Source organism: Paenibacillus yonginensis (genome assembly GCF_001685395.1).
In the GTDB taxonomy this organism is placed as follows: Bacteria; Bacillota; Bacilli; order Paenibacillales; family Paenibacillaceae; genus Fontibacillus; species Fontibacillus yonginensis.
Genome location: NZ_CP014167.1, coordinates 4,278,133 through 4,291,943, shown reverse-complemented (window position 1 = coordinate 4,291,943; position 13,811 = coordinate 4,278,133). Strand labels below are relative to the sequence as shown.

General features: G+C 49.2%; 12 protein-coding genes. 5 read left to right on the top strand and 7 right to left on the bottom strand.

The features are described 5' to 3' along the window. The first annotated feature begins 106 nt into the window (after positions 1-106). Positions 107-820 (top strand): DUF421 domain-containing protein, encoded by a 714-nt coding sequence (locus AWM70_RS19580; protein ID WP_068700867.1) that lies wholly within the window; start codon positions 107-109, stop codon positions 818-820. An 87-nt stretch (positions 821-907) separates the two neighbouring features. On the opposite strand, the gene helD is transcribed toward AWM70_RS19580, so the two are convergent. From helD to AWM70_RS19565, 3 genes are all read right to left on the bottom strand, one after another. Further along, a complete protein-coding gene (gene helD / locus AWM70_RS19575; protein ID WP_068699237.1) occupies positions 908-3,334 on the bottom strand; it encodes an RNA polymerase recycling motor HelD in 2,427 nt (808 codons plus the stop codon). A 208-nt stretch (positions 3,335-3,542) separates the two neighbouring features. Then, the gene (locus AWM70_RS19570) at positions 3,543-4,007 is read right to left on the bottom strand and encodes a phage tail protein (RefSeq protein WP_068699234.1); all 465 of its coding nucleotides are present in this window, start codon (positions 4,005-4,007) and stop codon (positions 3,543-3,545) included. Between the two features lie 18 nt (positions 4,008-4,025). Further along, a complete protein-coding gene (locus AWM70_RS19565) occupies positions 4,026-4,517 on the bottom strand; it encodes a GyrI-like domain-containing protein (protein WP_068699232.1) in 492 nt (163 codons plus the stop codon). A 118-nt stretch (positions 4,518-4,635) separates the two neighbouring features. Between AWM70_RS19565 and AWM70_RS19560 the strand changes: the two genes are divergently transcribed. After that, positions 4,636-5,613, top strand: coding sequence for a helix-turn-helix transcriptional regulator (locus tag AWM70_RS19560; RefSeq protein WP_068699230.1), 978 nt, complete (start codon positions 4,636-4,638; stop codon positions 5,611-5,613). 125 nt (positions 5,614-5,738) lie between these two features. Here AWM70_RS19560 and AWM70_RS19555 read toward each other — a convergent pair whose 3' ends face one another. Together AWM70_RS19555 and AWM70_RS19550 are read right to left on the bottom strand one after the other, a co-directional pair. Next, positions 5,739-7,136: an MATE family efflux transporter gene (locus tag AWM70_RS19555; RefSeq protein WP_068699228.1), complete on the bottom strand. Its 1,398-nt coding sequence runs from the start codon at positions 7,134-7,136 to the stop codon at positions 5,739-5,741. Between the two features lie 162 nt (positions 7,137-7,298). Then, entirely contained in the window at positions 7,299-8,735 is a 1,437-nt protein-coding gene (locus AWM70_RS19550; RefSeq protein ID WP_068699226.1) for an MDR family MFS transporter, read from the bottom strand. Between the two features lie 147 nt (positions 8,736-8,882). Between AWM70_RS19550 and AWM70_RS19545 the strand changes: the two genes are divergently transcribed. Further along, positions 8,883-9,548 carry a TetR/AcrR family transcriptional regulator gene (locus AWM70_RS19545; protein WP_068699224.1) on the top strand — a complete coding sequence of 222 codons (666 nt, stop codon included), beginning with the start codon at positions 8,883-8,885 and terminating at the stop codon, positions 9,546-9,548. Positions 9,549-9,614: 66 nt separating this feature from the next. Here the strand turns inward: AWM70_RS19545 and AWM70_RS19540 are convergent, their stop codons facing one another. Together AWM70_RS19540 and AWM70_RS19535 are read right to left on the bottom strand one after the other, a co-directional pair. Continuing rightward, on the bottom strand, positions 9,615-10,415 hold the full coding sequence (locus AWM70_RS19540; RefSeq protein ID WP_237167759.1) for a nitroreductase family protein: 801 nt from the start codon (positions 10,413-10,415) through the stop codon (positions 9,615-9,617). 200 nt (positions 10,416-10,615) lie between these two features. Beyond that, a complete protein-coding gene (locus tag AWM70_RS19535; protein ID WP_068699220.1) occupies positions 10,616-11,128 on the bottom strand; it encodes a hypothetical protein in 513 nt (170 codons plus the stop codon). 683 nt (positions 11,129-11,811) lie between these two features. On the opposite strand from AWM70_RS19535, the gene AWM70_RS19525 reads away from it, so the two are divergent. Together AWM70_RS19525 and AWM70_RS19520 are read left to right on the top strand one after the other, a co-directional pair. Continuing rightward, positions 11,812-12,630 carry a helix-turn-helix transcriptional regulator gene (locus AWM70_RS19525; RefSeq protein ID WP_068699216.1) on the top strand — a complete coding sequence of 273 codons (819 nt, stop codon included), beginning with the start codon at positions 11,812-11,814 and terminating at the stop codon, positions 12,628-12,630. A 101-nt stretch (positions 12,631-12,731) separates the two neighbouring features. Continuing rightward, entirely contained in the window at positions 12,732-13,685 is a 954-nt protein-coding gene (locus AWM70_RS19520; protein WP_068700865.1) for an aldo/keto reductase, read from the top strand. The last annotated feature ends 126 nt before the right edge of the window (positions 13,686-13,811 follow it).

The window sequence follows — 13,811 nt, the reverse complement described above, 5'->3', positions numbered from 1 at the left end:
CAGGGAGTATCGGGATTCGCCGGGTATGTTAAAGGAACAATAGGGTAAGATACCCATTAAAACGCCTGACAAATTATTGATAAAGGCAGGGTAAGTCTAAATGTGGATGGATACCGTCAAAGATTCGCTTCTCGTAGCCGGGAGGATCATCACGATCTTCCCCCTCATGCTGATTGCTGGTTTGTTTATGGGCAAAAGATCCATCGGCGAGCTTCCGGTGTTCGACTTTCTCGTCATCCTCGCTTTGGGAGCGGTCGTTGGGGCCGATATTGCTGATCCCAACATTAATCATATCCATACGGCTGTTGCGATTGTACTAATTGCCCTCCTGCAGCGGGGCGTTTCATTCCTGGTGATTAAATCCAGAAAATTCGGTAAGCTGATCACCTTCGAGCCGACTATTGTCATCAACCAGGGCACATTTGTGGTCCAAAACCTGAAGAAAGTAAGGTACTCCATAGATAACATTCTGCAAATGCTGCGTGAAAAAGATGTCTTCCATATCGCCGATGTCGAATTTGCGATTCTCGAGGCTAACGGCAAGTTAACCGTGTATAAAAAGGAGTCCCCTTCCGCTCCGCTCCCGAATCATACGAGACTTCCTAAACCCAATAAGGATGTATCTTATCCCCTGATTGTGGAAGGTGTCGTCTATGAAGAATCGTTAAGCTATATTCACAAAGAGCGATCCTGGCTGGATGCCCAACTGCAAGCTAAAGGCCTGCGCCAGGAGGATATTTTCTTTGCCTCCATCGATCAGGAGGGCCAGATTTATATCTCCGACCCCATTTCAGCGGACCTGCCGCCAATTCAGCATTAGGGGCTGGGCGCCCCTGTACCTGTGCTATTTAAAACAAAAGGCACTCCAAATGGAGTGCCTCTAGTACCGCTTCTGCTGTTCGCGCTTTTAATCTCTCAGCTCTTTCACTTCATACAAAGAAGCATCCACAGCCTTGATGAACGGCGTCCACGCCCCCGCAGCGTACAGCTGAAGCCGGTGCATGGCGCGGGTACAAGCCGTATAAAAAAGCTTGCGTTCGCTTTCCCGGTGATAAACGTCCGCAGATGCGTCGTAAATCAGAACGGCGTCGAATTCCACACCCTTCGCCAGATAGGCGGGAATGACCACGGCTCCGTTCTCAAAGGTTGGCGTCTCTTTGGTAATGAGCCGCAACTGTATGCCTCCGTGAGCAGTCAGCAGGCTGTGGGCTTCGATGCTTTCGGCGGCGGTTTTGGTAATAACCGCGATAGAGGCAAAACCCTCCGCTTGGAGCACCGCCACATCTTCCGCTATTTGCGCCGCCAATTGACCTTTACCTGCCGCCTGCGTGAGGAGCGGTTTCCCTCCGCTTCTGTCAAAGGGCACGATCTCCTGGCCGCCAGGCAGCATGGATCTCGTGAACTCCACGATCTCGCGGGTGGACCGGTAGCTGCGGACAAGCCGAATCAAGCGGGTGTCCGGCTCCCCATAGAGCTGGATCAGCGGCGAATCCGCCCCGTACAGCTCTGTGGCCTGGGTAAAGATGGCCTGGCCAAAATCGCCGAGCACTGTCATGCGGGCCCGGGGGAACAGTTTATTCAGAAATTCATATTGAAACATCGAATAATCCTGGCCTTCATCGACGAAGACGTGTTTGACCTGCGTATTGATCCGCACGCCCTCGACCAGCTCTTTCAGATACAGAAACGGCGTCGCATCCTCGTAGAACAACTCGAGCCGGCTAAGCTTCTCCCGGGTTTGTTCGCAAATCTCCGCCCAATGCTCCGGAATGTGCTTCTCCTTCGTCATCGCCGCATAAACGTCCGGGCTGCCGAACAACTGGGCATACAGTCCAGCCATGTCGATGAATCGCATCTTTTTCACGCTTCTTCTGAGCGGTTTAAACTGCTCTTTAACGATCTGCCGGCTCAGCAGCTCTTCCTCCCGCTCTGCATAATCGAAGTCGCCCTCATCCCGCCGCGGTTTGTTCTGCAGGAGTTCTTGAATCTCTTCATATTTCTCGGCAAAATCAAAAACGCCTCTCTCTTTATGCAGCTCCTTATGCACGGCGGCGTATTGCTCATTATCGAGGTAATTCAGCTCCTCCTGCACCCAAAGCTCCGTTCGCTCCTTGCGCTCCAGCAAGGTTAGCTCCTTCAGCAGCCACTCCTGCAGCATACCTACACGAACCGCGAGCCGGATGGAAGGATCATAGCTGTAAAACTGCGCTTCCATTTGCTCAGCCGTGATCAGATCGCGGTCCCGGAACCGGATGCCGTTAAACCGCATGCCTTCCTGTCCCAGCCACCCGGCATAATTTTGTAGGGCTTGAAGGAAGGAGGCCGACGCCTTATATTCGATCCCCTTGAGCCGGGCTTCATACTCCCGCGTGGTTTGTTCGGTCAGCACGTATTCGATCTGGTCAAACGGATCCTCTAAACGCAGCGCGGCGCCAAGCCCGTACTCCAGGTATTCCTGGAAGGTCGCCTGCTGCATGTTCTCTTCGCCGAGCTCGGGAAGCACGGTCGATACATAGCTGTTAAACATCGGATTGGGTGAAAAAAGAACGACCTGATCGGCCTTTAACCGCTCCCGGTCTTTATAAAGCAAATAAGCCACGCGCTGCAGGGCCGCTGAGGTTTTTCCGCTGCCCGCCGCCCCTTGAACAATGAGCATCCGGCTTTGGTCGTCGCGGATAATCGCGTTTTGCTCCTTCTGGATAGTCGCCACGATGCTCCTCATCTGCGAGTCCGCACCTTTGCCGAGGACCTGCTGCAGCAACTCATCGCCGATGGTTAAGCTCGTATCGAATACGTTCTGAAGCTGGCCATTCCGGATTTGATACTGCCGTTTCAGCTCCATAGCGCCTTCGATGCGTCCGCCCGGCGTGTCATATGCGGCCGGCCCGGGGGAATAGTCGTAATACATGCTCGCAATAGGCGTCCGCCAGTCGTAAATCAGAAAATTCAAGCCTTCTGAATCAACGAAAGACGATACCCCGATATAAACCTGCTCTTTGATGCCAAGCCCATTCTCCGTAAAATCAATACGCCCGAAGTAAGGAGAAGGCAGCAGCCGCTGCAGATTTTTCCATTGCTGCAGCTTCAGCCGGTAGCTCCGCTCCCGTTCCGACAACAACGCTTCCTGCTGTTTGATGCTGTGGAACGTTTCCTCAAAATCCTCATCGGAAGCCGTATTGACGGTTACTTCTTCCCAGAAGCGTTTGCGGATTTCCCCCGCCTGGTTCTGCAGTCCGTCCACCTCCGGCTCCAGCTCGGCGATTCGCTCCTGCAGCTGTCCCGTCACCTCACTCAGCCGTTCCTGCTCCTGGTTCCAATCCTGCTCGTTGACCATTCCCGAACACCCCTTCCGATATTTCCGAAAAGCACATTTGACAACCGCTGTGTCCTATGGTAAGATTAAAGTGTAGATAAGATAGGTTTATTGTGAGGTTTTTAAAAAAGGCACGCACGGTTTTTTCATGATACCATAGCGGCTCTTTATACGCAATTTAATATACATAGCAAAACCCGGCAGATTTGCCGGGTTTTGCTTTTTTTAATTAATATTCGCCTTTAATAACAAAAAACGAACCGCGAATCGTTCCAGCCAATTTTGACTTCTGCCGGGCAAACTTAAACTTCCCTTCCAGCTCGGCCGGTACTTCCATTCCCTCGGAAAGCTTGAAGCCGACGGCCCGTTTCTTAGGGTCATCCACCGTATATAAGACGTTGACTTCAAGTCCACTCTCATAAAAAACGAAAGCCCAGTCGATATTCTCCACCTGAAAACGCGACGTCTCCAAAGGTTTAGCCGCAAACACGATGTCCCGTTCCTCTTTCAAGACCCGGTTAACATAATCCAGCGTTTCCTGGCTTTCTTCAGCCGGCACAACCGTAAATTCATGTTTGTATTTATTCATGAAATAACGGGCTTCATTGGCGCGCAGACCGGCCAGCGTTTCTGCCACAGGCGAAGATTCCAGCCCCACTGTGGAAACCTTTTTAAAATCAACGATATAAGACACTTCCGACAGCCCCTCTCTTTATTTCCTTACAACCGGAATCCACATCTCGCCGACAAGCAAGCCTTCCTGCTCTCCCATCACAACCGCTGTATTGGGCCCGCCTACATAAGCATGATGCTGGGCTTCCGGCAGGGCTTGACCAAAGGCAAGGCCGGTCAGCTTGGTATTCAATTCATCGACCGTCTTCCCTTCCCCTCTAACCACCAGGTATTCTCCTTTAGGGAACTGAATTACCCTGGACCCTTCCGCTGCTGGCGCCGCTTGCGCTTCCTCTGTCAGGACACCGGCATAAAACATCATCTTGTTGTTCACCGCTTCATTTACTACAAAAAGGTAGTCGTTCGCAGCCAGCTCTTTTAACGCATCAAGCCTGCCATCCTCGCTGACCGCCTGCCAGAAGTCGGATTTCTCCTTGTTTAGGCCGGCAAAGTCCGTGTAATGGCTCTTAAGCTCGGTTCCCAGTCCATACACGATAAAGCTGTCTTTCTCTTCCAACGTAAAGTTTGTCATTGGTTATAACCTTCCTTTTTTTCAAATTTAGTCAGCGGATGTCGAGTTGTTTTCTGTTCTTGATGAGTTTATGATAGCCTTAAATAGTATCAAAAAATGGACCTGTTTAGGAGTTTCCATGAAAAAAGTTGAACGGATTAACACCCTTATGCGGTATATCAACAACCGTTCCCGCTTTACCATTGCTGAAATCATGCAGGAATTTGGCGTTTCCCGTTCGACGGCGATCCGGGACATCCGGGAAATCGAAGCCCTGGGGATGCCGCTTGTCGCGGAGGTCGGCAGGGATGGCGGTTATTTTGTGATGCATAACACGCTCCTGCCTGGTGTGCGTTTTACGGATAACGAGGTTAAAGCGCTGTTTATTGCCTTTATGGCCACCAGAAATGCGCAGCTTCCGTATCTGAAGAGCCGGCAGTCCTTAGCCGAGAAATTACTGGGCCTTATCTCAGCAACCCAGCAGGACGATCTTGTGCTGCTGAATCAGATACTCCTATTTGAAGGAACCAACCCTCATAATCCGGATCTGCTTGAGCTTTCGGACCTTCCCCACCCCATGCTGGAGAAGCTTATCCAGAACCTGCTTATGGACAGCTATTTAACGGTCAGCGTTAAAGAAGGGGAGATCATCCGGACCTATTCTCTTTACCTTCTGCACCTTTATCATAATAGGGGCCTGTGGGCGATCGAAGGCTTTGACTTAAAGGACGGAAAGAAAAGGATTGTTCCCGTGGACCAACTGGCCGATGTCACGCCCTATCCGGAGAAGAGAAGGTTAAGTCCGAAGAAGATCTTTGAAAAACTCGGCAAACAGGAAGAAGAAATCAATCTTGTCCTTGAAGTGGGACCGCGAGCTATTGCCCAGTACAAGAAATACCATCCCTTAAAAGCATTTATTGCCTATACGGATCCTTATCAAACCACGGCGGTTGTAAGTACTTTTGTGCAGGCAGATAAACCCGAAGAATTGGCGGAAATGTTGAACTGGATGCTATTTCTGGGGGAGGATGCAAGGATTAGAGAAGCACCAGAGGAGATTTTGGAGGGGCTGCGGGGGAGGCTGGATCACTTCAAGAGACTTTGCTTACCTACTTAAAGAAAAAGTAGACCGTCCCTCACCAAGGATAGCGGTCTACCTTTTCTGATCGTCACCTTTGTTGAAGCCAACCGTCTTGGGAACGGAAGGTCATCCAATCGAAGCGTAGATGGTTACACATCTGATTAAGCCTGCGCTCTCACACCCACGCCGTTGTCCGGAACAGCAGCCGGCTTCACCAGCGCTTTCTTCTCCCAGGCCCGGCTTCTCCAGCGGAGCAGCATCATCACCCCGCGCAGCCATTCATCCAGCGTAAAAGCAATCCATACGCCGAGCAGTCCGATCCCGAAATGAACACCGAGCAAATAAGCCAGCGGCACCGAAACTCCCCACATCGAGATCATGCCCATCAAGACGGGGAAGCGTGCATCCCCGGCCGCACGCAGCGAATTGATGATCACCGTGTTAAAGGTTCTTCCGGGTTCAAGCACGATGGACAGCAGAAAAATACCCGCTCCCGCCGCAATGATCTCAGGGTCATCGGTAAACATGCTGATCAGCTGATGCCTGAATATTGAGGCCGCCCCAACGATGACCAAGGTCAACATGAAGCTGATCCTCACGCTTTTCATCAACCGCTGGTAAGCCGCTTTCATGTCCCCCGAGCCGACCATTTGCCCGACAATGATTTCGGTCCCCGCCCCGATCGACATCGCCAGCGCCATAAAATAATTCGATATGTTCATGACATAAACATGCGTATTCAACGCCGTAATGCCGATCATGTTGACAAAGCTGATCACCATGAGATACTGCGACTGCCAGGAAAGATGTTCGCCCGCCGCCGGCAATCCGACACTCGTAATCTGTTTGACATAAGAAGCTTTCCAGGAAACGTAATCCTTGCGGCGAATCGGTGCCGGGACCCGGCGATACAAAATGAGAAATAGAACAACTGTGCCGAGCAAACGGCTAATCACCGTGGAAACGGCAGCCCCCGTAACGCCCAATTCCGGAAAACCGAGATTACCGAAAATAAGCAAATAGTTCCCTGTGATATGCAGGACATTGACGCCCAAGGTCACATACATCACGCTTTGGGTGTTCCCGCTCGAACGAATGACCGACGACACCGCATAAGAAAGCGCCTCAACCCAAATAAATCCGCCGATAATCTTCAGATAACGGCTTGCGATGTCAACTTGTTCGGGGTTTAAGTTCAGCAGCCGCAGCAGGGATTCCCCGAAACCAACCAGAACAAGGCTGACAAGGATCCCGAAGATCAGGTTGAGCGAAATAGCCATCGCCGAAATTCGGCTCGCCTCTTTCTCCCTTCCGGCACCGATATACTGGGTAACCGCTACACTGGTACCGATTCCGACAAAACCGAACATCAAAATGCAGAAATAAATGATTTCGTTGGCTAAACCCACTGCCCCCGTAGCCTCGTCGGAAATGCGGCTCAACATAAACACGTCGACTGTGCCAAGCAGCATCCGCAGTACCGAATCGATAAAAATAGGCCATGTTACGGCGAACAAGCTAAGTTTCTTCCATGATGGAGTACGGTCTAATAAGGTCACGTTATACAAGCTCCCGCTAAGTTTATTTATTCCTTGTCGCTTTTCCTAGTGTAGCTCCCGCGGGCTCCGTACGTCTACGGAGAAATTTATTTAAATGTGCACGTTTGGTAAAATAGGGACGTTTCAATAGAGCCGCAGACACAGGCTGCGGCCAAACTCCATTTACCCCTTTATTTGTTCTCGACCAGACAGGAAGAGGGCCGGCAGAAAGCAGACAGCAGCAAACCCTACAGTCCACCAGAAAGCGATTTGATACGCATGGACCAGAGAGGTAAGACTGGCCTCCGCCCCTCCCTGCAATTGTTGCCCGATAACGGTTGCCAGGACGGCGGAGCCGAACGCGCCCCCAACGGTCTGGAAGATCCGTGTAGAGATGCTTGCATGCGGGATTTGCTCCTTCTTTAATCCTTTATACGCGGAAACCATAATCGGAATCAGGATACCGTTTAACGCCGCCCCCCGTACAAACTGCGCCGCGCCCAACAGAAAATGGTTGGTATCCGCCCCTGCGTATGCAAAGGGGATGCTGCCGACAAGGGTCACAACCAAGCTGACGAGGACGATGCTCCTTGCCCCAACCCGGTCAGCCATTCCCCCGATCCAGCTTCGTGTCAACAGCATCCCTACCCCTTGAGGAATCAAGAGAATCCCTGTCATCAGTACGCTTTCGCCGCGAACCTGCTCGTAATATAGCGGGAGCAGGAGCTGCGCCCCGTTCATGACCATACCCGACAGAAACAAGGTGGCGTTCGACGCCAGGAAATGCCGGGAACGGAATAAATGCAAATCTACCAGCGGAGGCTGGCTTGATCGCAAGGCATACACGATGTAGGCAGCGAGCAGAACAAGTCCGGCGGCCAAAGGAACAAGCACGCCCGCCGAGAGGAACTGTCCATGTGAACTAATTTGCGAAATGCCGTAAATCAGAACTGCAAACGCCGGGGACAATAAAAGGAATCCCATCACGTCCAGCCTTGGTTTATGGTTAGCTGATTGATCCTCCGGAATGTGTCTCCAAGACAGCCAAAGTGCGGCGATCATGATCGGAATATTCACGTAGAAGATCCACCGCCAGCTCATATTGTCCATGATCAGCCCGCCAATGACCGGGCCAAGAATCGGACCCAGCAGGGCCGGAATGCTAATGATCGAAATCAGCTTGCCAAGGCCGCGGCCTCCTGCCGATTGAACAAGCACGTTCTGCATCGTCGGGATGAGCAGTCCCGCGCCAATCCCCTGAATTAGCCGGAAGAAGATCAGACTGCCGGGGTTCCACGCCAGAGAGCATAAAACGGAAGAAATGAGAAATACCCACAGGGAGAACATATATACAGTTTTCCCGCCAAACCGCTGAATCGCCCAACCCGAAATCGGAACCGCCAGGCCCATGGTCAGTACATAACCCGTGATGACCCACTGAATCGCCGACACCGTGCTGTGCAGGTCCATTGCGAGGGTATGAATCGCCACATTGACCATCGTTGAATCCAGCTGGGAAGCGATAGCGCCGAACACCAGAATAAGTGCAATTTTCAAAATACCGGGGTCTATTTTTTCTTTGGGAGGTTTGATGAGGACCTCTGCTTCACTTTTAGCCATGTTATCCACTCCTTGATTATTTAGGGTACAGTACGTACCGTACCTTATTTGATGTCATCATATTACCATTCGTGAGAAAATGCAATATACTATTTACAAGAGCCCTCAAGAAGGAACGAAATTCAGCTTGGGAAGAAGGAATTTGATATGGCGGAACATGCGCAGGATCATCAATCAAAAGCTCGCAATTCAGAAGGACAACGGGGAAATCAGGGGAAGGAACAAACGGCAAAGTCGCGGCGGCGCGGGGACGTGCTGGAGAATGCCATTCTCTTGGCGGCATGGGAAGAACTGCAGGAGAACGGTTATTCCCGGCTGACGATGGAAGCTGTCGCTGCACGGGCGAAGACCAATAAGAATGCCGTCTATAGAAGATGGCCAAACAAAGCAAAGCTGGTCATCGCCGCGCTTATGAAACATATCCCCAAACCTTCCCTGGAAGCTCCGGACACGGGGAATCTGAGACAAGACGTGCTTGCCCTGCTGGACAGGCTAAATAAACTGATGCAGATAATCGGGGCCGAGACGATTCATGGTCTGATGGTTGAATTTCATGGGGCGGAGCTGCATTCCAACCTGACCCTGCCTCCGCGATCGGAGGATTTGCTTGTCGTAGCCATGAAAAATATTCTGCAGAACGCGGAACGTCGCGGAGAGGTGAAGGTCGAGGAGCTGCCCGAACGCGTCATTTCCCTACCTGTAGACCTGATCCGGTTCGAGCTGCTTACGACGCATACGCCGCTGACCGATGAGGCCGTTGTCGAGATTGTGGATTTGATCTTTCTGCCTCTTGTATTAAAAGAAAATAAATAAGGATGAGCGAAAGGTGCTCCGCTCATCCTTATTATTTGCTAACGCTGATCTGAATACATTTAAATTTCAATTCGAATCAGCGTCATTTTTCATAAAGTTCTGCTTCTCCAAATAGTTCAGCACGGTTTGTGAAAATTCGAGGTGGGATTCCTTCGTGTATTTGGCGATCGTATAGACTTGAGCCAGATTTTTTAATCCCAATTCCTCTATCATCTCTTTAAGTCTGGGAACACTCATGTACCGCTGCCATCCCTTTTCATTTCTTTCTTTATAAATGGCTTGAATGTCTTCCTCCGAATAATCCTGGTACTGCTCGTAATGAACAAGCCCGCTCATGGGCAGCCGGTCGCGAAGGGCAGGCGCCTCTGCCGGATAACCCAGTGAATAACCTACTACAGGGACGACATTGGGCGGCAGGTTCAGCCGTTCACCAATCTGATCACAGTTGGCAAGCGTTGAGCCCATGTAGCAAATGCCGAGTCCCGCATTTTCCGCTGCCAAAGCGACGTTCTGCGCAGCCAAAGTGGCGTCAATGGCGCCAATCATAAAACTCATGAAATTATCGAAATGAACCGGAGCATCGTTCAGCTCCAGCCATTTTCTCATCCGGTTGAAATCCGCACAAAAAGTCAGCAGAACCGGGGCATCCACCACCATTGATTGTTCCATATGCGGCGTATACAGCTTTTTCTTCAGCTCTTTATCCCGCGTTACAATAATGGAGTAAGACTGCATGTTACCGCTGGAAGATGCCCGAATCCCTGCCTCCAAAATTTGATCCAGCATCTCCTGACTTACTTCCCTATCCTCATATTCACGAATAGATGTATGGCCGTGTATGACGTCGTTAAATTCCAAAGCACTCACTCCCCCAAAAATATTTCTTTAATTCTATCGAATTTTCTTTAGGGGTGTCCACTACCCGGGAACCTATTCTGATTTCTTCGCCTTTAGTTATCGGATTTAGTCCAGGCAATTTCCTATCCATCTGAATTCCTTATAAGAAAGGAATCGAGGGAGGGAAAGGGCTTGAATAAACCTGGTGTGTCCATTATCACGTGCCCTATTCAACTAACTGAAGTCCGTTTGTAAGGATGTCTCCTTTCAATAAAACCTGCAAGCCAAATATTGACGGCAAATACAGCCAAATAAACCAGGAAGGATAGATACAGCTTCCAACCGGTATAGGTAAACACATGAAATTTCACCGAAATCCATTCGCTTGTGATCGCCAACACCGCCCAAAAAATAAGATAAAGGAAATATTTCAGGCCTTGGGGTTTGTTAAATCTATAAACGTTTACTACAAAGTAAGGAAGCGCAGGATAAGTGATAAAGTGAAGGATTACATCAAAGAGTTCATGCGTTTGGTGATCGACCGTAAAATAAAGTTCATAGGGTTTTACACTAAGGATAATATCAGCCAACAAAGCAAGAAAGACATTAAAGGTCCAAATAACCATGATGGTGACAGCAGACACTCGTCTGGGCACTACAAACATCAAGGCAAACAGCATGACGGTAGAAAAGATAATAAATATTTCGTTCATATCAAATTTCTGTGGGAGGGGTAAAATCATATCGTGTTTACCTCTTTGTTTTTATTAATCAGTTTCTGTAAATAGAAAGAGTAAACAGCCAATATTACAAGGATCAAACCGTATCTCAAATAGGTGTAAAAGACATTCCATTTTACCCATTGCAAATATTGAATATGGACAAAAAATAACTCAATGGAAACCAGCGCGATTAAGCAAATGAGAGCATAAATCCCTTTACTGATCAAAGACCGATTAGAAAACAAAATATAAATCATCCACAAAAGCAACGCCGGCTTGAGGGATAACTCGGGAATTTTCTGTGTCCAAAAAATAAGAGGATTGGATGGATCTTGTTTGGTTAATTTTAAATTCAAATTAATAATTACACCTGTATTCGTGATCAGCACATTTGAAAAAAAATAACTGCCCAAGACATTAATAACGTTCATTTTCTTTATTAAGACGTACATAGAAAAAAAAGATAGCGCTGCTAAAATTAGAAACGTCCAAACCGTTAACATGTTAGGTCACCGTCTTGTCTTCAATGATTTGGGATTAGTTTATACAAGAACTGCCCAAAATACACGGGATCTGATGAGAACAAGTTGAACGAAAGCAACCAGTGAACAGTTGGCTGAATAGTAAAAATGCTATACTATTTTAAAGTTGCTTTTTATGCTAATGAAATTTCTCAAATTCCCATTCTAGGTGGTGTTCGATCTATGACTGTTACGAGCAGCAAAGCGAAAGCAATGGGGGCATTTCTCAAATCACGCAGGGAGCGACTTTCTCCAGGAGCTGCAGGCGTGGAGATCACAAACGGCCAACGAAGGACACCTGGATTACGGAGGGAAGAAGTTGCCGTACTAGCGGGTGTAAGCATCACCTACTATACATGGCTGGAACAAGGACGGGATTTGACCCCTTCGAAAGACGTGATTGACAGCATCGCGGCTGCCCTCCGTTTATCTCCTGAAGAAAAGGGACATTTATATCAGTTATGGAACCCTCATGCTGCCGAGACCCCTTTGTTGGCCGCAGCTGCCGTGGATCCGCAGATGCAGAGGATTATCGAACAGCTGTCATTTCCTTCACATATAACCAATGAGAGGACTGAAGTGCTCGCATGGAACAAGGCTGCCGAGGAGATGTTCTTCGACTTCGGCTCCATCCCTGTCAAGGAACGTTACTTCATCCGTTTGTTGTTCGAAGATTCAGAAATGCGACGTCAAATTCTGAATATAGAGGAATTCTCAAGGTACTCGGTAGGTGTGTTCCGAACTTATTATGATCAACACAGGGATGATCCTTGGTTTGAGGAGACAGTAAAGCATCTTACTCAGAACAGCTCCGAATTCGAACGAATCTGGAATCAGTATGAGATTCAACTCAAGAAAGTAAAACGGATCTCTTTACAGTCCTCTGCTGTCCAGCAAACTGTCCATTATGATATTCAGTCATTGGTCAATCTGACGGATCGACCGGATATTAACATTTGCATTTACACACCGGTTATAGATAGTTCAACTACAGACTGTTAAGTTTTTTACTAGTAAAAACGTTGTGTGGTTGCCTCTGACAGGATCAATTAGGATAAACCTATGCTCAAATGATCCTAATCCAGAAATGAGGGAATCTTATGCTGCAACAAAGAAAACTAGGGAATGAAGGACTTGAAGTGTCGGCTATCGGTCTCGGAACGATGATGATGCCTGATAACGATGAATCGGTGCGAACCATTCAGGGAGCACTGGATATGGGTGTTACGATGTTTGATACTGCCGATCTTTACGGGTCAGAATACCAGCTCGGACGTTTCGGGGAAAATGAGAAGCTTGTCGGGCGCGCGCTTAAAGACCGACGAGATCAGGCCGTTATTGCCACCAAGTTCGGGATTACACACGGACAGGGTCCAAAAGGGGATCCCGCCTACATTAAAAAATCTGTTGATGCCAGTCTCTACAGCCTTGGACTGGATTACATTGATCTATACTATCAGCATCGTCCCGATCCTAATATCCCCATTGAGGAAACAGTCGGCACGATGTCTGACCTCGTTAAGCAAGGGAAGATCAGATATATCGGGTTATCGGAAGCGCCGGCCGAACTGATCCGGCGGGCACATGCGGTACATCCCATTACCGCTGTCGAAACCGAATATTCCCTATGGAGCCGGGAAGTGGAGGATGAGGTTCTTCCGGTTCTTAAGGAGCTCGGTATCGGTCTAGTCCCTTACAGTCCCCTTGGCCGCGGCTTCTTGACCGGCCAGATCAAGAAATTCGAGGATTTGCCGGAAGACGACTACCGGCGCTACTACTCGCGGTTTCAGGGTGAGAACTTCGCCAAGAACGTTGGGGTCGTCTCCTTGATTGAGAAAATGGCCACCGAAAAGGGCTGCACCCCGGCTCAATTGAGTTTAGCCTGGCTCCTGGCACAAGGCGAGCGTTTTGTTCCCATTCCGGGAACAAAACGGTTGGAACGTATACAAGAAAACCTAGGTGCGATAAAAGTTAAATTGACAGCTGACGATCTGGCCGAGATTGAACGCATTTCCCCCAAAGGTGTGGCCGCAGGCAGCCGCTTCGGCACCTTCTGATCAAGCACGTGGCTTTTTATAACCAACTTTAGCCGTACGGTGGGAACCCGTACGGCTAAAGTTGGTTTATTCCCCAGCGTTCTTTCTGTCCTTGTTTCTGTAGTATTGATAAAGAAAAACACCCCC